The 19,593-nt window shown below is 51.5% G+C and carries 19 protein-coding genes; 2 read left to right on the plus strand and 17 right to left on the minus strand.

The features are described 5' to 3' along the window. Nucleotides 1–616: 616 nt before the first annotated feature. From CWO84_RS05410 to CWO84_RS05445, 8 genes are all read right to left on the minus strand, one after another. Entirely contained in the window at nt 617–1,144 is a 528-nt protein-coding gene (locus CWO84_RS05410; protein WP_101051988.1) for a hypothetical protein, read from the minus strand. A 399-nt stretch (nt 1,145–1,543) separates the two neighbouring features. Further along, nucleotides 1,544–1,768: a sulfurtransferase TusA family protein gene (locus CWO84_RS05415; protein ID WP_101051989.1), complete on the minus strand. Its 225-nt coding sequence runs from the start codon at nt 1,766–1,768 to the stop codon at nt 1,544–1,546. Continuing rightward, nucleotides 1,765–2,808 carry a tRNA (5-methylaminomethyl-2-thiouridylate)-methyltransferase gene (locus CWO84_RS05420; RefSeq protein ID WP_033155852.1) on the minus strand — a complete coding sequence of 348 codons (1,044 nt, stop codon included), beginning with the start codon at nt 2,806–2,808 and terminating at the stop codon, nt 1,765–1,767. Before CWO84_RS05420 ends, CWO84_RS05415 begins: the two co-directional genes overlap by 4 nt. Before the next feature lie 184 nt (nt 2,809–2,992). Then, nucleotides 2,993–4,747: a methyl-accepting chemotaxis protein gene (locus CWO84_RS05425; protein ID WP_033155853.1), complete on the minus strand. Its 1,755-nt coding sequence runs from the start codon at nt 4,745–4,747 to the stop codon at nt 2,993–2,995. Nucleotides 4,748–4,865: 118 nt separating this feature from the next. Continuing rightward, on the minus strand, nt 4,866–7,412 hold the full coding sequence (locus CWO84_RS05430; RefSeq protein ID WP_101051990.1) for a GGDEF and EAL domain-containing protein: 2,547 nt from the start codon (nt 7,410–7,412) through the stop codon (nt 4,866–4,868). Beyond that, nucleotides 7,409–7,831, minus strand: a complete 423-nt coding sequence (locus tag CWO84_RS24125) for a hypothetical protein (protein ID WP_129871332.1) — start codon at nt 7,829–7,831, stop codon at nt 7,409–7,411. Before CWO84_RS24125 ends, CWO84_RS05430 begins: the two co-directional genes overlap by 4 nt. Before the next feature lie 141 nt (nt 7,832–7,972). Beyond that, complete coding sequence (locus CWO84_RS05440; RefSeq protein ID WP_101051991.1) at nt 7,973–8,605, minus strand: response regulator transcription factor; 633 nt, start codon at nt 8,603–8,605, stop codon at nt 7,973–7,975. Beyond that, nucleotides 8,602–11,211 (minus strand): PAS domain S-box protein, encoded by a 2,610-nt coding sequence (locus tag CWO84_RS05445; RefSeq protein ID WP_101051992.1) that lies wholly within the window; start codon nt 11,209–11,211, stop codon nt 8,602–8,604. Before CWO84_RS05445 ends, CWO84_RS05440 begins: the two co-directional genes overlap by 4 nt. A 167-nt stretch (nt 11,212–11,378) precedes the next feature. Between CWO84_RS05445 and CWO84_RS05450 the strand changes: the two genes are divergently transcribed. Continuing rightward, the gene (locus tag CWO84_RS05450) at nt 11,379–12,536 is read left to right on the plus strand and encodes a PilT/PilU family type 4a pilus ATPase (protein WP_033156117.1); all 1,158 of its coding nucleotides are present in this window, start codon (nt 11,379–11,381) and stop codon (nt 12,534–12,536) included. 236 nt (nt 12,537–12,772) lie between these two features. On the opposite strand, the gene CWO84_RS05455 is transcribed toward CWO84_RS05450, so the two are convergent. The 5 genes from CWO84_RS05455 to CWO84_RS24820 form a co-directional block, all read right to left on the minus strand. After that, nucleotides 12,773–13,096 carry an NGG1p interacting factor 3 protein, NIF3 gene (locus CWO84_RS05455; RefSeq protein WP_026602326.1) on the minus strand — a complete coding sequence of 108 codons (324 nt, stop codon included), beginning with the start codon at nt 13,094–13,096 and terminating at the stop codon, nt 12,773–12,775. A 48-nt stretch (nt 13,097–13,144) separates the two neighbouring features. Then, the gene (locus tag CWO84_RS24320; protein ID WP_165385910.1) at nt 13,145–13,294 is read right to left on the minus strand and encodes a hypothetical protein; all 150 of its coding nucleotides are present in this window, start codon (nt 13,292–13,294) and stop codon (nt 13,145–13,147) included. A 9-nt stretch (nt 13,295–13,303) separates the two neighbouring features. Beyond that, entirely contained in the window at nt 13,304–13,933 is a 630-nt protein-coding gene (gene lexA / locus CWO84_RS05460; RefSeq protein ID WP_033155856.1) for a transcriptional repressor LexA, read from the minus strand. Between the two features lie 404 nt (nt 13,934–14,337). Continuing rightward, nucleotides 14,338–14,598 (minus strand): hypothetical protein, encoded by a 261-nt coding sequence (locus CWO84_RS05465; protein ID WP_026602324.1) that lies wholly within the window; start codon nt 14,596–14,598, stop codon nt 14,338–14,340. A 184-nt stretch (nt 14,599–14,782) separates the two neighbouring features. Continuing rightward, nucleotides 14,783–14,989: a winged helix-turn-helix domain-containing protein gene (locus tag CWO84_RS24820; RefSeq protein WP_036277477.1), complete on the minus strand. Its 207-nt coding sequence runs from the start codon at nt 14,987–14,989 to the stop codon at nt 14,783–14,785. Between CWO84_RS24820 and CWO84_RS24825 the strand changes: the two genes are divergently transcribed. Further along, nucleotides 14,988–15,356 carry a hypothetical protein gene (locus CWO84_RS24825; RefSeq protein WP_240617970.1) on the plus strand — a complete coding sequence of 123 codons (369 nt, stop codon included), beginning with the start codon at nt 14,988–14,990 and terminating at the stop codon, nt 15,354–15,356. The genes CWO84_RS24820 and CWO84_RS24825 overlap by 2 nt on opposite strands. Before the next feature lie 159 nt (nt 15,357–15,515). Here CWO84_RS24825 and CWO84_RS05475 read toward each other — a convergent pair whose 3' ends face one another. The 4 genes from CWO84_RS05475 to hisC form a co-directional block, all read right to left on the minus strand. Further along, nucleotides 15,516–16,235 (minus strand): cytochrome c1, encoded by a 720-nt coding sequence (locus CWO84_RS05475; protein WP_033155859.1) that lies wholly within the window; start codon nt 16,233–16,235, stop codon nt 15,516–15,518. A 3-nt stretch (nt 16,236–16,238) separates the two neighbouring features. Beyond that, nucleotides 16,239–17,636 carry a cytochrome bc complex cytochrome b subunit gene (locus tag CWO84_RS05480; protein ID WP_033155860.1) on the minus strand — a complete coding sequence of 466 codons (1,398 nt, stop codon included), beginning with the start codon at nt 17,634–17,636 and terminating at the stop codon, nt 16,239–16,241. Beyond that, nucleotides 17,633–18,232, minus strand: a complete 600-nt coding sequence (petA, locus tag CWO84_RS05485) for a ubiquinol-cytochrome c reductase iron-sulfur subunit (RefSeq protein WP_033155861.1) — start codon at nt 18,230–18,232, stop codon at nt 17,633–17,635. The genes CWO84_RS05480 and petA overlap by 4 nt, the downstream gene beginning before the upstream one ends. A 148-nt stretch (nt 18,233–18,380) precedes the next feature. After that, nucleotides 18,381–19,460 (minus strand): histidinol-phosphate transaminase, encoded by a 1,080-nt coding sequence (hisC, locus tag CWO84_RS05490; protein ID WP_033155862.1) that lies wholly within the window; start codon nt 19,458–19,460, stop codon nt 18,381–18,383. Nucleotides 19,461–19,593: the final 133 nt, after the last annotated feature.

The following is a 19,593-nucleotide window of genomic DNA, read 5'->3' on the forward strand; positions in this document are numbered from 1 at the left end:
CGGTTTTTCTGGGCTATCGGTTGTTAAAATTCATCATACAAGGGTGGGCAACGCTTTTTTGCCCACCGTGTTAAATCGATAACCATAAATCTGCGTGGGCACAAACAGCCGTGCCCACTCTACTGGGCTCGGAATTTAGTGCAAACCAAAGAGTTTTGTTTATCCCTCGTAGGGTGCATTAGCGATAGCGTAATGCACCGAATAATCGAAGATCAACATTCGGCGCAATACGGCTTCGCCTATTGACGCCCTACGGATTGCACCTTACCGCGTTGTTCCGCTCAAAAGCTCCGGTGCTCGGCGCGGCATACGGGAAAAACCATCCCAGAATTTGGCAAGTAATTCATGCCCCAAAGCCTTTTATTTAAGCCTCGTAGGGTGCGTTAGCGATAGCGTAATGCACCGAATAGTCGAATGCCAACATGCGGCGCAATACGGCTTCGCCTATTGACGCCCTACGGATTGCAACTTACCGCGTTGATCCGTTCAAAAGCTCCGGTGCTCGGCGCGGCATACGGGACAAAACCATCCCGGAATTTAGCAAGTAATGAATGTTCCAAAGCCTGTTGACTATTCCCCGTAGGGTGCATTGGCGATAGCGTAATGCAACGAAGAGTTAGTTAATAGCATCAAATTGGTCCATAAAATACTTGCCATTGCTGTCATTGAACCCTAAAAACTCTTTTAATTTATCCTTGGGTACAAGAAATTTGGCCCTTACGTTTAGTGGCTGTAGTTTTTCTTCCGATGTTTCCTTTGCGATGTAGCAAACCTCTCTGCCACGACTTGTATTTACTTCAATTTCAATATCTAGTCCTTCCTTGCGATACTTACCAGAAATGGAGGCCGTAAGGACCGTGTAAATTTCAAACTCGCCATCGCCGGGATGACCTAAAGGACCATTGGAATAACCTCCAAGCGAACTTCCTTGCATGTTGATTTGATATCCGTTTTCCAAGGCTGGGCTCCAAAACATTTTGGGACTAAACGGCGCAACAATAAGCGTCTTTCCACGATGCATTCCAGCAGTGTGTTTGCTCAGCGAAATCTCATATTCAGTTACAAAGACAGCTAAAGCCCCTTGCACGATTACCGTGCCACTTTCTATGATTTCTCCGGTGAATATGAAATTGGTTCCCGACATATTGTTTTGCCTAAAAAGTGATTAAATGATTTCTGTAAAACCGTTTGTTGCTAGCGCGACGGTTTTCCTCCCGTATGCCGCGCCGAGCACCGGGGTTTTCGGCGGGAATAGCCCGTAGGGGTGCGGCATGGATGCCGTACATCGACAGAGGGGCAGGAAGCCCCTTCTGTCGATCCCCGTCGAAAGCTTCGGCGCGCAGGATCAAAGCGGCGTCCGGGTGGCGTTTCTTTTGGTGACTTTTCTTTGGCCAAACAAAGAAAAGTTACTCGGCTGTCGGGCCGACAAATCGGCAGGATAGCCGATTTGCATGCGTTAGCACCCGAAGGGCGAAAAACAAGGACGTTTTTCGTGAAACCGACATCAAATCAACCCGTCGCGACAGCGACACAACCAATCAACTCAGCCCACTTCCAAAACAATCACATACTCCCCATCACCCGTACGAGTGTCCAAAACCTTATGCCCATTAATCCGACACCAAGCCGGAATATCCTGCATCACGCCCGGATCGGTACATTCCACAGTCAGCACGTCGCCGGCTTGCAAGGTCTTGACCTTGTCCTGAGTGCGGATCACCGGCAAGGGGCAGAGCAAGCGGCGGGCGTTCAAAACATGTTCACTCATACGAACCACTCCTGTGGAATGTCGTCGGCGAGCAAAGGCTTAACGAACACATTGCGTTCGTTGCCTTCCCGGTCGCGGATGGTCACTTCCACCTGCTCGGCTTCGCGGCCCTGGCCGTAGCGCGCGGTAATCTGCGCGGCTTGAATCAGGTCATCTTCGCTGGGCGTGCCGTCGATTAAGGCTAGCGGGCCGCGATGGCTGGCGCAGTTCATACTGACAAACTCTTTTTTATAACCGCTCATGAAACGGGCCTCGCCGTCCTCGCGAGCAATGATGACTTTAAAATGCGGTTTGGGGCGAATATGCCTACCCACTTTCAGCAGCATCACATCGTCCAGATCGTAATCGCGTTCGCCGCGCGCCTTCCATAGATCGACCAACTTTAAAGAATAAGCTTCGTCGGTCAAAAAACAGCAGCCGCCGGCCGGTTGGGCATAGTCGGTAAAACCATACTCTTTAGCCAACGTCATCTGCGGTTTGCGTGACCGACCGCTAAAGCCGAATAGTTTTTCCCGGCTGATCCAGCCTTCGCGCTCCGGTAAGGTGGCAGGCAAATTTTGCGCTGATAAAGGCCTGACCAATAAATCGTCGGCACCCGATTGAGCGGCGACAATAGGCATGGTTTGTTTGCGCTGCGACATGGGGCGTTGGCCGACCACTTCGCCGGTGATGATGAAATCGAAGCCGTTTTCCACCATCCACTGTTTGGCCTTGTTGACCATGAAAATCTTGCAATCCAGGCAAGGGTTTAGGTTGGCACCGTAACCGTGCTTGGGGTTTAGAAGGACGTTTTTGTATTCTTCGATAACATCGATGATATGCAGTTTGATACCCAACTGCTCGGCCACCCACAGCGAGTTGTTGCGCTTGACCTTGTCGGCGTCTTGCTTGCGTATCGCATGGGTGTGGCCTTCCACGCAAAAGCCGGTGAAAAAATTGATGCCCTCGACGTGGATACCTTGCTCAAGGATGGCTTGGGTAGCCAGCATGGAGTCCAGACCGCCGGAAATCAGCGCCACCGCTTTTCTTTGTTGACTCATAACTCATATGTCTAGCAGGAAAAACGCCGCATTATACTGTGGATTTCAGCAATATGCGGCCGTCAGCGACGTGGGCAAACAATTAATTGGGCAACTTTCGGCGGGAAAATCCACCAAAAAATCAGGGGTTTGCCTTGGTGGGTCGGTGATTCGCCGGCCGCTGACGGCCGGCGAAGCGATGGCTTTAAATTCTAAAATGGCCAACCGTCTGGCGTAATTGATTGGCCAGCTCAAGCAACTCATGGCAGGCATCGGCGGTATGTTTGGCGCCGCTGGAGGTTTCCTGGGACACATAGCTGATATTGCTGACATTACGGTTAATTTCTTCCGCGACCGCTGTCTGTTGCTCTGCGGCGGTGGCGATCTGATTATTCATGTCGTTGATGGTAAATATTCTCTCGCTGATGGTATTGATCGAATCACCTGCCGAAGCGGCTTGCTCAACACTGGAGGCGGCGCGTTTTCTGCCGTTTTCCATCACCGAAACCGCTTGTTTCGCCCGGCCTTGCAACCTTTCTATGGTTTGGCGGATTTCCAGCGTCGAGTTTTGCGTGCGGCTGGCCAAGGTGCGGACTTCATCCGCCACCACTGCAAAGCCGCGGCCTTGCTCGCCGGCGCGGGCCGCTTCAATGGCTGCATTCAACGCCAATAAATTGGTTTGCTCGGCGATGCCCTGAATCACGCTTAATACTTCGCCTATGCTGTTGCTGTCGGTTTCCAGATCGTGAATCACATTGGCGGCATTTTCCACTTCGGTGGCTAATTCGTTAATACCGCCAACTGCTTGCGTGACGATATTTTTGCCTGACGTGGCTTCCCGGTCCGCATTTTCGGCGGCTTCGGATGCTTTGACCGCGTTTTTGGCAACCTCTTGTACAGTCGATGTCATTTGTTTCATCGCATTGGCCACCAGCGTGGTTTCTTGCAATTGCCGCTCTACGCCTTGTTGGGTGGATTGGGTGATGGTTGCCAGTTTGTTGGCGGCCTGAGCCAGTCGGTCGCTGGTCACGCTGATTTCTTCAACGGTTTTGGCGATTTTCTTCACGAAGGCATTAAAACTGGAGGCCACCCAGGCAAACTCGGATTTACCCGACGCGCTGAGCCTGGCGCGCAAATCGCCGTCTCCGCTGCAAATGGCTTGCAGGTTCAGCGCCAATGCAGTCAGTGGGCCGATGATGATTTTGCTCATCACCAGATAACCGGTGATACCGATGATTAAAAGCGTCAACCCCAAAAAGCCGACAGCATAAAACACGGTTTGTTTTAACTCGCTAAAGGCGTTGCTGAAGGGAGTGATGATTTCGAATGCGCCGTGCAAGTCGCCGGTCCGGCGGTTTTCCATGGCATAACCGAGTAAATCCTGGCCCTTGCCGTTGCCCCATAAGGCTTGCGAGGTTTGCGGGTCGCCGTGACAAAGCTCGCATTGTTTGGTCATTTTCACCGGTCTGAAATAGCGAATTTCTTGTTTCTCTTCGTCGACCATGCTGTATTCGGTTAGCGCCGGGTCTTTTTTGAATTTGTCCAAAACCTGTTGTTCCAGTTGGTCCGGCATGTTTCTGGGCGGATTGCGCGGATTCAGTGCCGGCGCTTTAAAACGAAAACCGCCTTCCTTGGCTTTGGCTTCTATCACGTCCCAGGCATTGGCGGTGGGGACGGTCGCGATAATCAACGACCGGCGGCTGGCTTCATCCTTGCCTTGCACCAACTGCCGGAGGTACTCCGGCGAATAAAGGCCGCTTTCCCAATTTTTGGCTACATTGTCACGAATCGATTCGGAAAGCAGCAGCAATTGTCGGGACGATTCAATCTTGCGGTCTATCAGTTTTTGTTTTTCGATGTTGGCAAACATCAACAACAAGCCCAAGCTCAGGACGAAGAGTATGCCCGTGGTTATTGCTACCACTTTGACTCCCACCGAATGCCAGTTCATTAAGAACATAAGATTTCCCCCGTTAAATTTATTGTTATAAGAGTGAGTGAAACGGCAGATGGATGATCAAACATGCCATGTCGCCAAGTCGTGTAGAAAATCAATGAGGGCTTAAAATGACGGCCATTTAGCTGCCGTTGCGGATGTTTTCCGGTCGAATCGCCCGGTTCAAGCTGTGTATTACACGTTCGAATTCAGGTAAGGGCATGGGTTTGCCGAACAGGTAGCCTTGAAAGGCATCGCAGCCTATACGCTCCAGGCAGATGCGTTGATCCTGGGTTTCCACCCCTTCCGCAATCACATTCAGGCCCAGGTTGTGGCCCATGCCGATAATGGTTTGGGCAATGACCGCATCGTTAGGATCAACGATAAGGTCGCGCACAAAGCTTTGATCGATTTTGAGTTGGCTAAGCGGCAACTTCTTTAGATAACTCAGTGAGGAATATCCGGTGCCGAAGTCGTCCATCGAAAAACGTACGCCCAATGATTTCAGCGTTTGCATTTTTTCGATGGCATCTTCGACATCGTGCAATACCATGCTTTCGGTCAATTCCAGTTTGAGTTTTGCCGAGTTGGCGCCCGAGTTGTTAAGAATTCGGCAGATCGATTCGACGAAATCGGCTTGACGGAACTGTCTGGCGCTTACATTGACGGCAAGCTGTAAATGCTGGGTGAGCGGATTCTGTTCCCAGGCCTTGAGTTGCTCGCAGGCGCATTGCAACACCCATTCGCCGATGGGCAGAATCAAGCCGGATTCTTCGGCTAGCGGGATAAACTCGGCCGGCGAAATCATGCCTTTTTGCGGATGTTTCCAGCGTAATAGCACTTCTGCGCCAAAAATCTGGGCGTTTTTATCGACCTGGGGTTGGTAATGCAGGCTTAGCTGATCTTGGGCCTGGGCATGGCGTAAATCGAACTCCAGCAGTACGCGCGATTCCAATAAGGCCTGCATCTGTGGATCGAAGAAGCGCAGCGTGTTGCGGCCGGCATCCTTGGCCTGGTACAGCGCCGCGTCGGCGCGCCTCAGCGTGTCGTCGAACGAGTTGTTGTGTTCGTCGAATATGGCAATGCCGATACTGATGGAGCCGAGATGTTCCTTACCGTTTAACAACATGCCGGTATTGATGGCGCACAATATTTTGTGTGCAACGTCTTCGGCATTCGCGGTTGCCTCGGCTTGCGCGCTGCCCAGATTTTCCAGCAGCACGATAAATTCGTCGCCGCCCAGCCGGGCAACGGTATCGCCTTGACGGACGCAGGACTTTAGGCGCGAGGCAATTTCTATTAGTAGCTGATCGCCGATTTGGTGGCCCTGGGTATCGTTAATCGTTTTGAAATTATCGACATCAATCATCAACACCGCGCCATGTTTGCCCACGCAACGGCTATTGTGTAAGGCTTGCTGTAGCCGGTCTTGCAACAGGCGGCGATTGGGCAGGTCGGTGAGCGGGTCGTAATAAGCCAGGCGGTGAATGGCGGCTTGCGCTTCCTTGTGCTGGCTAATGTCGGTAAAGGCCGCCACGTAGTTGCAAGTGTGGCCGTCCGCGCCGGTTACTACGCTGATTGTCAGCCACTTCGGGTACACGTCGCCGTTTTTACGCCTGTCCCACACCTCGCCTTGCCAGAATTTTTCGCGCTTCAGAGCGGCCCACATTTCCCGGTAAAACTCTTGGCCGTGGCGGCCGGATTTTAAAATCGAGGGTTTGTTGCCGATGACTTCGTCCGGCTGATAGCCGGTCAGCCGGGTGAAGGCGTTGTTGACGCGCAGGATGATATTATTTTCATCGGTAATCATGATCCCTTCCTGAGACTCGATAGCGCGCTCGGCGATGCGCAATTGGCTCTCCGCCCAGCGGATGTTGCTGATGTCCCGGCTAATCACCACCATGCCTTTGCGTTGGCCGTTTTCTTGGTAAATCGGCGTTTTGCGTACCTCTATTTCGATCAAGCGGCCCTCGTCGTTGAGAATATGATCTTCGAACATGATCAAGTGTCCGGCCTTCCATACCGCTTCTTCATCCGAAAATAGTTTTATATGCTTGTCCAGTGTGTCCGGCTGTTGATCGGCCAGTTCCAGATAGGTCTTGCCCTGCCAATCCATACCGTCAAATCGGAATAACTGTTGCGCGTGCTCATTGGCGAATAACAAGCGGCCGTCGCCGTCTTTGAACAGAATAGCGTCGGGAATGGCTTCTATCAGGCTGATGAGTTGCTGGCTGAGGGCTTTTAGCTTGCTTTCGCTTTCCTGTAGATCCTGTTGCGCCTGCGTGCGCACGGCAATTTCGGCTGCCAGTTGCCGATTGCTCGGTAGTTTCAATGCATGCGGTACTAATTTGACCAGCAATATTGCCGCTGCCAGGGAGATGGTCGCCGTCAAGGCTTTTATGGCGGTATCCAACCAATACAAGGGTTGCCAGATCAGGAAGATGGACATCAAGTGCGATGCCCCGCAGGCCAGAATAAATGAGCTGAACATCAAATAGATGCCGCGAAATTTCAGGTCTCGGCGCTGTGATACGACATAAGCCAGAATGACGGCAATCGCGAAATAGGCCAGAGCGATTAAGGCATCGGAAATCACATACGACCACAGCAGGCCGGGCGTCCACTTTAGGCAAAACCCGTGCGGCATCAGTCCGCCCGCACTGAAAAAGTCGAAAAATGGTGTTTTCACGCTAATTTTCCAGCACGGTTTGGTCCGGACGTAACCGTGGGCGGGTTTTGCGTATCGGGCAATCCTTGGCTAAACGCGGCTTTGTGCGCTCCTGGCACATGGTGGGTGGTGCGAATGTAGGGGGTGTGTTTGCTGAAGTATTTATCGAATATGCCGGTATCGAAAATCTGATGTACGTCGCCGCCACAGCCTTGCAGATTCAGCTCGACGCCGGCCTGCATCCAATCGCAGATTAGCGAGATGGTGGCGATGCCGCACATATTGAATGTAGGGATATTCTCGAGTGTTATCCTGGCGCCGGCGCGCGTATTGACTTTGGTGTGAGCCTTGCACGACGCCAGTAATTCATGGCATTTTGCAAACTCCAACGTGTTACGGATAGTCACCTCAAACCATTCACCTGTTACCGATACTTGCATAGATGAACCCCGATGCATTCAAAATTCTGGAGCCTGCATCATATTTAAATGTAGAGCGGCTGAATATCAGTTAATCCGAAATTTCAGGCAGGTAAAAATGTAATTTTTTGTAGGCTATTTCCGGCTTATGCGGGCATAGGACTACATGTTCAGGCGGTGTGCATCATAGTAGCGGATCAATTCGGCGTTATTGCTGATGTGCAATTTTTCAAACAGCCGGGCTTTGTATGTACTGACAGTCTTGTTGCTGATTGCCAGGTCCCTGCCGATGTCGTTCAGGCTTTGGCCTTTAGCCAGTAACTGCAAGATTTGAAACTCGCGTTCGGATAGTTTTTCATGCGGTTTGCTTGGCTCGGAGCTCTCGAATTCAAATACCATTTTTTCGGCGAGTTTAGGGTCGATAAATCGGCCGTCACCGGCGACTCGGCGGATGGCTGTCAGTAAGGTTTCCGGGTCGTTATCCTTGGTTAGATAGCCATTCGCACCGGTTTTTAATGCACGCGAGACGATTTGCAATTCGTTGTGCATACTCAAAATCAGGATGGGCAATGCCGGATATTGGCTGCGAATCCGGCTGATCATCTCCACGCCGCCAAGATCGGGCATGGTCAGATCCAGTAGCACCAGATCAACGGCGTTTTCATCGAGAAAACTCAACAGTTGCTGGCTATTTTCGGCTTCGCCGACGACGGTAATATCGGTGGAGAGTGCGAATAGTTGTTTCAGACCGCCCCGCACAATGGCATGGTCGTCGGCAATAATTAATCGGATCATAGTTCTGGTCTTTTAGGGTTAGCCGGGATACGTACCTGGATAGAGGTACCTTGGCCCGGGGCACTGGAAATACTGGTTTCTCCGCCCAACATCAAGGAGCGTTCACGTATGCCGATCAGGCCAAAAGACTTGGTCTTAGTGGGCGCATGGGTGTCGAAACCACGACCATTATCGTCAATTTTCAGGCAATAGTGGTCCTTATCCAAATTGACGGCAATTTTTACCTTGCTGGCTGCCGCATGCCGCAGCACATTGGTCAGCGATTCTTGGGCGATGCGAAAAATCACGATTGCGCATTCCTCGTCCATATCGAAATCATCTTCCGGATACAACAGATCGCACTGAATCCCGGATTGTTCCGCGAATTTCCTTACCAGCCACTCCAAAGCCGGCACGATTCCCATTTCTATCGCCGAGGGACGTAGGGAGGTTGCCACGTCGCGGGTAACCTGGATGGTTTGGTCCAGTAACTCCATAATGTTGCGGATTTGTTCGGCCAGCTCCCGGTTGTTGATGGCGAATTTCATGCGTAGCAGCGACATTTCCATGCGCAGGGCAGTCAACATTTGTCCCAGCTCGTCGTGAACTTCACGGGCCATGTGCTTGCGTTCTTCTTCACGGGCCTTTTCCCGACGAGCGGCCAGTTGCCGTAATTGCAAGCGGGACGATTCCAGGTCTTTTTCTATTATTTTCAGCTCGGTGATGTCCTGCGATGTGCCTATGCCGCGCACGAAACTGCCATCCCCGGCAAATACCAGATCGGCGCGTTCCCTCAGCCATTTTATTTTACCGTTCGCCACGATACGGTGTTGGATGTCGTAAGGCGCGCCACGCATGGCCGCTTCCCAGGCGTGGCGTACGTAATGTCGGTCAGCCGGATGCACACATTTCAAGAAGCGCTCGTAGCTTATCGGTGTGCCCAAAGGCATACCGAAAATGCGGTAATTTTCGTCAGACCATTTCAGAGAATGCTCTCTAAGGTTTAATGACCAACTGCCCAAATGCGCCTGGGCTTGGGCGTGAGCCAGATGCGCTTCGCTTTCGCGCAAGGCATTTTCGATCAACTTAAAATTGCTGACATCTCTGTTAACCCCCACGATTTTTTGCCCGCCGCTCTTGGGATCGCCGGCTATGATGGCTGAAGCCTGAATGAAGCGTAAGGCGCCGTCGCTTTGCCGGCGAATCCTAAATTCCCAATGCTTTTCCTGCTGGTCTCGAATCAGCTTGCGTAGGGTGGCTTCGGTGCGCGGTAAGTCTTCAACCACCACCAAGGCAGACCAGATTTGGTAGTCTATGGGCGTTCCCACAGGAATGCCGAACATTTCGTACATGCGTTCATCCCAATCGCCGACGCCCAACGCCAGATCCCACTCGCAAATGCCGATTGCGGCGGCTTTGGTGGCCAAGCTCAAGCGTTCGTTGTAATTGCGGAGTCGCTCCTCCGCGCTACGGCTTTCGGTTATATCGCGTGCCAGACCGATGGTGCCCAGCACATCGTCTTTATCGTCGACGATGGGGGCTTTGATCGTTTCGGTCCAGGTTTCCCGTCCAGCGTCGAAGGCTCTCTCGGTCAGCGATATTTGTTGCCGAGTCAGCATCACTTCTTGGTCAACCGCGCGGTAATGCTCGGCCAGGCCTTCCGGCCAGATATCGAAATCAGTCACATCTTTTGAATCGTGCAGATGGTCGATGCCCACGGCGTTTAGCCAATGTTTGTTGGCTTGAATATATTTCCCGTTTCTGTCCTTCATCCAGGCCAAGAACGGTAAGCTATCGTACATGGCACGCAGACGGGCTTCCGATTCGCTAACCCGTTTTTGTGCAGACTTCAATGCGGTAATGTCGGTCACCAAGACGAAAAATCCTTTCACTTGACCTGCTGCGCCATCCGGCAAATAGGCGGCTTGCGTATGGCGAGTTGCCCCCGCGAAATTGACGATGGTACGCTCAAAATACTGCGGTTCTCCTTTCAGAACGGCATCGATAAACGGCTTATTCAACGTGTATAGATGATCGCCGATGACTTCGCGAATATGTTTGCCGAGCAAGTTTTCCGAAGTAAAGCCGAACCATTCTTCATAGGCTTTGTTGCCAAATTTGTTGATAAGATTTTTGTCCCAGTAGCCGATCATCGCCGGCATATGGTTGAGGACGGAGCCCAAGTTATGTTGGTAGTCTAAAATTTCGGCATGTTTCTCCGGGTTATTGGGCACCGGAATGTCCGAAAGTATCGTTAACCACGCCGATATAGTGCCATGTCGGTCTGCTAGGCCTCGACCGCTAACGTTGACGCGGACTGCGCTGCCGTCTGCGCGCTTTACAATTAATTCGATAGCCTCTTCCGTCATGCCTGGGTCAACAGGCTGGAAACACGGTAAAAGCGCAACGGGAAAAGGCGTGTTGCCGTCGGCGGTAAACAGGTAATGTCGATTCTCCCAATCGGCTGTTGAGCCAATCCCCAGCATAAGTTCAGCGGCGCGGTTGACGCAGACGATTGTGTACGTCGTGTCGAAAACAATGACGGCTTCTTTAATGCTGTCTATGATCCCGTAAAGCAAGTCGGTTTCATGGGCAAAATTACTCAAGTTGAGTCGGCGGTTTGGCATCTCGACGAATTAGTAATGGTTTGGGAAGGCAAGCATAAACGAGCTACGACATTTTTCGGCGAAGAAATTAACAGACATTTTTGGGTAAGCGAGCGAATAGCGTCCCGGCTTCACTTGTGGGCGGATTGGCCTACACTTTGGGCATTATCAATTCGAGAGCCGCCCGCATGGAATTTAAAGACTATCTAAAAATCCTCGTCCAACACGATGGTTCGGACCTTTACCTGACGGCGGGCGCTCCACCGGCGGCCAAGTTCCAAGGCAGCTTAAAACCGTTGGAAAACGTCAAACTTAGCCGTGAACGCATCAAGGAAATTGCTGACGGTATCATGGACGCCGAGCAACGCGCCGCCTTCGAACAGGTGCCGGAAATGAATCTGGCGATCACCGAAGAAGGAATCGGACGGTTTCGGGTGAATATTTTTAAACAGCGCAATTGCCATGCCTTGGTAATTCGCAACATCAAGGTCGATATTCCCAGTGCCGACGCCTTGGGCTTGCCGCAAATCCTCAAAGATAAAATCATGGAAAAGCGCGGGCTGATTTTGTTCGTTGGCGGCACCGGTTCCGGTAAATCGACGTCCTTGGCGGCCTTGATAGATTATCGCAATAGCAACTCATCCGGGCATATCATTACCATCGAAGATCCTATCGAGTTTGTGCATCCGCATAAAAAATCCTTGGTCAATCAACGCGAAGTCGGTGTCGATACCCTCAGTTATGAGGATGCATTGAAAAACACTTTGCGGCAGGCGCCGGATGTGATTCTGATCGGCGAAATTCGCAGTCAGGAGACCATGGAACACGCTTTGGCTTTTGCCGAAACCGGGCATTTGTGCTTGTCCACGTTACACGCCAATAACGCCAATCAGGCCTTGGACCGGATCATCAACTTTTTCCCGGAAGAGCGCCGTCCGCAGTTGTTGATGGACTTGTCCTTGAATCTGCAAGCGTTTATTTCCCAACGCCTGGTACCCACCGTGGAAGGTAAGCGGGTGGCGGCTATCGAAATTTTGCTGGGTACTAAATTGGTCAGCGATTTGATCCATAAAGGCGATATTCACGCCATTAAGGAAGCGATGGAAAAATCCGAAAATATCGGCATGCAGACTTTTGACAGCCATTTACTCAAGCTCTACAAAGGCGGGGTGATCACCTTGGAAGAGGCCTTGCGCAACTCGGATTCGCCGAACAATTTAAAACTGAAAATCAATTTGAGCGAAGGTTTGGGGTCGGCGACCAAAAAGCCCAGTTCTTTGGCTGGCAGTCTTGCTTTGGAAGAAATCACCAAGAAAGAGGGGGATGAGGAAAGTGAGGGACATTAAGGAAATTCCAACGAATGTCCCAAACATCTTTGCTTTGTCGTTACAACGAAAGCGGGAAGCCGGGAAATTCAAAAAACTGGATTTCCTATTGTGGGAATGATGGGGCTATCAAAACATAAAAACGGACGATGGGCCATTTTGCAAGCGAGTGGCAATCGATAGATTTCGTTTGGACCAGCTATCGTATTCCCCATGGAATCAGCTTGTTCATAGAGCTTAAAGCCGTTTTGAACAGGCTAGGATAAGTCTGCGACGCTGAGGATCTTATAAACCTCGTAGGCTGGCTGCTGATAAGGATGGCAAGCCAGCAAGGTTTGCACCACCGTTTTAATTAAATCATCGGCGCAGACCATTTCTATCTTATATTCGGCGACCTGCTGAATTTCACCGATACTGCCCAGATAAGGGTGGCTACCGGCGAGAGGCCGGAATTGGCCCTCGCCCAGCACTTGCCAGGCACAACTGTCGTAATCGCCGATACGCCCGGCGCCTTGCTCGAACAACGCTTGTTTTAGCTGTTCGGCATGGCTGACCGGCACATAAAAACTCAGTTTATACATAGTGCCGGATGCCAGGTGACCATGCCAAGCAGGTTAGGGTTACTAACATCAGCCGGTAGCCAGTAAAAACACGCCCCACAGCACCACAACCAGCGTAATTTCCTCGATCATGTTGATGGCGGCCTGTCGGTCCGCTCTGTTCAGCATGGCTGTTTGATTGGCTTTTTGATCGCGCATATGAACGGATTGATGAAGCATAATCTCCTCCTAGTGGTGGTTGGTATAGCTACGCATTTGTCCGACTAATACCCCTTGTATTTCCAATTGCTCGGGCCGGTAACGCATGGTCTGCATCGAGGAATTGGCGGGGATTAGCAGGGTTTCGTGTGGGTACTGCTCGATAAATTTCAAAGTCGCTTCGGCTTTTTCAACCAATGCAACGACGATTTCGCCGTTACGGGCATGGCTGCGTTGTTCGATGATGACCCAGTCGCCGTCGAAGATGCCTTCTTCCTGCATCGAATCACCCTTTACTTTCAGGACATAACAAGGGTTCTCGGTTTTCAATTCTTCCGGCACAGCCATATAAGAAATGTTTTCGATGGCTTCTATCGGTCTGCCGGCGGCTATGGTGCCGACAAAAGGCAGCATGCCGGATGCCACGGTTTTGTTGACCAGCGATTTGGCGTGTTCGGTCAGGCGAATGCCGCGTTGCTTGCGCTCCGGTGCTTCAATCAAATTGGCGTCGATCAGTGCCTTGATCTGGCTGTGCAATGAACCGCGCGATTTCAAACCCATCGCCACGCACAATTCTTCCAGTGTCGGCGGATGACTGAATAGCTCCTGATTTTGTAGCAGGAAGTCGAAAATTTCTTGTTGCTTACGGGTAAGTGTCATATTTGTTCTGCATTTGTTTTGTAAAAGCATACAATGAAAACAAATGTAGAACAAATAATTTTTTCAGGTTGCCGGAAAAATTTGCTACTGGTGGGTTGCTGTGGATCAGGAGCGACGAAAAACGGGTTTTTCGAAGAGGCTATTTTTAACCTGGCTCTTATATTTCCGTTGGCCGTCATTCCCGCATAAGCGGGAATCCAATTTAGCAACTGGGCTCCCGGCTTTACGGGAGCGAGCTTATTTAGAAGTGTGGTTAATAGCCGTTGCGTAAGGTCCAGTGAGACTGAAACCGGTCATTCTGCAAAAATCAGGCATTTTCGGATGTTATTGCCGCGCTGGGAAACGGAAGTAGAAAGCCGTTACCAGCGTTCCAACGGGGCGGACTGGGCGTTTTATCGAAAGTGTTATTTGCTTGCGTCAGTGACGCATTTCTTGGTGAAGCTATTCTTCGCAGCGCCTTTCAAGTTTTTCTCGGCAGCTTTTGCATCGCAGCCGGCTTTAGCGGCAGTGATTTTGGCGTCTTTCTCGCATTTTTTAAGAAAGCTATTTTTGGCGGCGCCAGCCAGCTTTTTTTCAGTAGCCTTGGCTTCGCACGCTGCGTCGGCTGCATACGCCGTTTGGTTCAAGAAAAATAAAGCTACTATTGCCAAAATAATGTTTTTCATTAGGTATTCTCCGAATAGATTAATAGAGCGCTTATTCTGTAGTTGCTGAGGTTTGGATGGTTCTCGCAATTGACCCTCTGTTGCTTGCCGTTTACCGCAAGAGGTCTTTATGCCCCAACAATCGTTATTTTCAACGCAAGCGGCTAAGTGTCGCGTGATGAACGATTTTCTCAGCAGTAAAACGCTAGCCCTTCAGCACTATGGTTTCGACTTGGTCTCCCCCTCTGGCCGACAGCGTGATTTTGTCCTCCTGAGCCAACCAACCGATACTTCTTTGAATGATGGCCTCTTCCTCCGGCAGTACATAAACTAATTTGGCAACCGGTGTCGCGCCGTTTTCAGCTAAATGATGCCAGATAACCCCAGCGGTCAAACCTATGCGTTCGTGCATGGAAATTACGACTGGCGCGGTTTCACTTGGCTCTGCTTCCACAGTAGGCTCTACTTTGGCGGCTTTGGGCTTTGGATTAGCTTTTTTCGCGGCTGCTTTAACAGTGGGCGCCGGGGCTTTTTCGATATTTTCCGGGGCAGCCGGTGCTTCAGCCGTTGTTTTTACGGCTTTAGGCGTTGTAGTTGCTTTGGGTTTAGCTTTGGTTTTGCCCGGTGCGGCGGAGGCTTCTTGTGCTGTTTTAACGGCAACGGATTTGGCAGGGGATTTTTTAGTCGCTTTCGCTGGAGCGGGCTTTTCAGCGGTAGAGACTGGTGTTTCGGAGGTAGGCGTAGTTTTTTTCATATTAGCTTTCGACGGTCAAGGATAGAGTTGTTTCCAGCGTTAGAGCTTAGCGCATGGCTATACTGGGAGTTTAACCGAGATTTTAACCGGATTTACAAATCGATTGCTTGTTAAACCCTTGGTCATAAAAAAACCGGTATCAGCTTAGCCGATACCGGTTTGATATAACGCGCTTAAGCTGTGATTAGTGTACGTCTTTCCAGTACTCTTTTTTCAGCAGATAAGCTAGAGCGATAAACATCAGGATAAAGAACAGCACGTATTTACCCATTTGTTGTCTTTCCAACTGTACCGGTTCACCGACGTAAACCAGGAAGTTGACCAGATCGTTGACCATTTTGTCGAATTCCTGGGGTGTCATTTGGCCGGGTTGATCCAGTTTCAGACCAGTAATCACGTCATGGCCGTCGATTTTCTGCGTAATTGCCGACTGCGTACCTTGCAGTTGCCAGAACACGTTGGGCATACCGACATCAGGGAATACCGCGTTGTTAACGCCTAAAGGTTTTCCCGGTTCCGCATAGAAGCTGCGCAGGTAGGTATATAGCCAGTCGGCACCGCGCGAACGGGCGATCAGCGATAAATCCGGCGGTGTGGTGCCGAACCATTTTTCCGCGTCGTGCGCGTTCATGGCTGAATGCATCTGATCGTAAATGCCGGCCCCGAAAGGCGCCACCACTTTCAGAACTTCCGCTTCATCTAGTTTCAAATCGATCGCGATACGTTTGTAGCGGATGTGTTTTGCCGAATGACAGCCCAAACAATAAGTGACGTAATACTTCGCGCCGCGCTCCATCGACAGGTTGTCGCTCAAGTCGATGTCGGCGCTATCCAGTTTGACGCCGCCACTGGCCAGCACGTTGAAAGGCAGCAAAAACAAAAGAGTGTAGAGTATTTTTTTCATGGCTTAATCCAGGCTCTTTTTTAGGTTTTTTGCAAAACGAATCAGCACGGCTGAGATGCCGGACCAGTTCGGCCTTTTCTTAGCGATAGTGCCCCCCATATTGTCGGGAACTTGCTGTACCTCAACGACTTCATCGACTAAGGCCAGCAGAGCGGGAATGCGATCCTCCAGGCTAGGCTGGTTGGTCAGGCGATTCGGTACCGGTTTGGTTTTTTCCCAGCGGGTATATAAAGGCATCAACAGGAAAAATCCGAAGTAAACGGCGGTCAATATCCGCGCAACCGTCGTGGCGCCTGGCGTAGCAGGCTGGGTACCCAAATAACCCAAGCCGATAAACGCCACTACAAACAATGCCACGGCTTTTTTGAAGATGCCGCCACGGTAACGGATAGACTTGACCGGGCTACGATCCAGCCAAGGCAGCATGAACAGCACCACAATCGCGCCGCCCATCGCAATCACGCCGGCAAACTTATCCGGTACCGCGCGCAAAATGGCGTAGAACGGGGTGAAATACCAGACCGGGGCGATATGTTCCGGGGTTTTCAATGGGTCAGCCGGGATAAAGTTGGCATGCTCCAGAAAGTAGCCGCCTAATTCCGGCATGTAGAAAATCACCGTGGCGAAGAAGAACATGAACACGCCGACGCCGACGATGTCCTTGACCGTGTAGTACGGATGGAAGGGAATGCCGTCGACAGGATGTCCCCAAGGGTCCTTTGATTGCTTGATTTCAACGCCGTCGGGGTTGTTGGAACCCACTTCGTGCAAAGCCACGATGTGCAGGAATACCAGGATCAGCAATACCAGCGGCACAGCGATGACGTGAAACGCAAAAAAGCGGTTCAAGGTGGCGTCGGAGACCACATAATCGCCGCGTACCCACAGCGATAGCTCGTCGCCGATCACTGGAATCGCGCTAAACAAGGAGATAATTACCTGGGCGCCCCAGTAAGACATTTGGCCCCAAGGCAGCAGGTAACCCATAAACGCTTCGGCCATCAAACAGACGAAGATCAGCATGCCGAAAATCCAGATCAGTTCGCGCGGTTGCTTGAACGAGCCGTAGATCAGGCCGCGGAACATGTGCAGATAGACGACGATGAAGAACGCCGAGGCGCCGGTGGAATGCATGTAACGCACCAGCCAACCCCAGTTGACGTCGCGCATGATGTATTCGACCGAATCGAAAGCCAGTTTGGCGTCCGGCTTGTAGTTCATGGTCAGCAAAATGCCGGTGATGAACTGGTTGACGAGCACGAACAGAGCCAGAGACCCAAAGAAATACCAGATGTTAAAGTTTTTGGGCGCGTAGTAGTGCGCCATGTGTTCATTCCACAAATCGGAGAGTGGAAAGCGCTCCAGCAGCCATTCGCTGCATTGATTCATTTTACGCTTCATGCTTTGTCTGCCTCGCTGTCTTCGCCCACGACAATCAGATTGTCTGTTTCATATCGATAAGGCGGTATTTCAAGATTGGTAGGGGCGGGAACGCCGCGATACACACGACCGGCCAGATCGAACCAGGAGCCGTGACACGGGCAAAAGAAACCACCTTTCCAGTCCGGGCCTAAATCATTAGGGGCAATTTCCGGGCGAAACGTAGGAGAGCAGCCTAAGTGCGTGCATAGGCCGACCGCGACAAAAATTTCCGGTTTAATGGAGCGCAGCGGATTTTTGCTGTTCTCCGGCTGCATGGATTCGTTGGATACCGGGTCAGCCAGTTTGCTGTCCAGCGTCGCCAGAGTGGATATAACCTCCGGCGTCCGGTTCAAGACCCACACCGGCTTCCCTCGCCAAGCTACACGAATTAGCTGGCCGGGTTCCATCTTGCTGATATCGACATCGACGGGCGCGCCTGCTGCCATGGCCTTGGCGCTGGGCTGCATTTGCGAGAGAAAAGGGACGGCCAAATAGCCGGCACCCACTGCACCAACCACCGACAGTGCCGAGGTCAGAAACTGGCGTTTGGAATGATCGACGCCTTCGTGGTTCATAAGTAACACTCCTGATGATGTGATGTATATCGCGATACATCGATTATTATAATTTTTAGCAAATATACCCTACTGTCCGTGATTATTGAAATTGTTCTTGCGACAGCGCTATTCAAGGGTTTCAGGCGTTTGCGGATGCTGAGAATTATCACTTTAAAGCAACTGCCAGCGCGTTTAGAAAGGCTTGATTTTCTTCCGGTTTCCCGATGGTGACGCGCAGGCAATTGTGTAACAGCCCGCCTTGCGGGGACAGATTCTTGATCAACACGCCTTGCGACTTCAAAGAAGCAAATACATCGTCTGCGGCGTTGTTGAGGGTGCGGAACAATATGAAGTTAGCGGCGCTGGGGTATGCGTGGACGCCGGGTGTCTCGTCTAAGGCTTGAAGAACTGAAGCGCGCTCCGCTCGCAGCGTTTGGGTTTGCTCTAACAGAAACTCGCCATGATCCAACGCAAAGCCCACCGTGATTTGGGTCAAGCTATTGATATTGTAGGGTAAGCGGACTTTATGCAGCTGCTCCACAATGGCCGCATCGCCGGCCAGAAACCCCAGGCGTAAGCCGGCCAGCCCCAGTTTGGAAACGGTACGCATCACCAGTAAATTAGGATAATGTCCTAGCTCGCCGATAAAACTGGCGTCGGCAAACGGCGCATACGCTTCGTCGACTACGACCAAGCCCGGTGCAAGGCTGAGTATTTCCTTGATGGCGTCGGCATCGAATAAGTTGCCGGTGGGGTTGTTGGGATAGGCGATAAAAATCAGGGAGGGTCGCGATTCGGCAATCGCCGCGCGCATGGCCGGCATGTCCAGTTCAAAACAGTCTGCCTGCAACGGCACGCCAAGGTAACGCAGGCCCAGGCTTTGCGCCACTTGCTTGTACATCACAAATCCGGGTTCCGGTGCCAACACAGTGGCATCGGCGCTCAGAGCCATCAGCAATATTTGAATGATCTCGTCCGAGCCGTTGCCGAGCAGCAAGGCCGCTTGCTCCGGTATGCCGTTCGCTCGGCGCAATGCGGCCGCCAGGGTCTTGGCTTCCGGGTCCGGGTAGCGGTTGATCGGGCAGGATTTCAGTGATTCCAGCCAGCGTGTTTGAATGTCTTCCGGCCAGCTATAAGGATTTTCCATGGCATCGAGTTTGATGAAGTTACTGGCATCGGCGACATGGTAGGCCGACATGGAGAGAACTTCTGAGCGGAACAGCGTTTCGAGCGGTTGGGTTGGCATGTGGTCAAACTCTGCGGAATTGGAACGAGCGGCATGGATATTACACCCTAGCAAACTGGGCAGGCCGCGAGGGCAAAAAATCGGCGGATTTTAACAAAGCGGAGGGCGAACGTATAACCTTGAAAACCAGCCT

Source organism: Methylomonas sp. Kb3 (assembly GCF_002834115.1).
GTDB classification, from domain to species: domain Bacteria; phylum Pseudomonadota; class Gammaproteobacteria; order Methylococcales; family Methylomonadaceae; genus Methylomonas; species Methylomonas defluvii.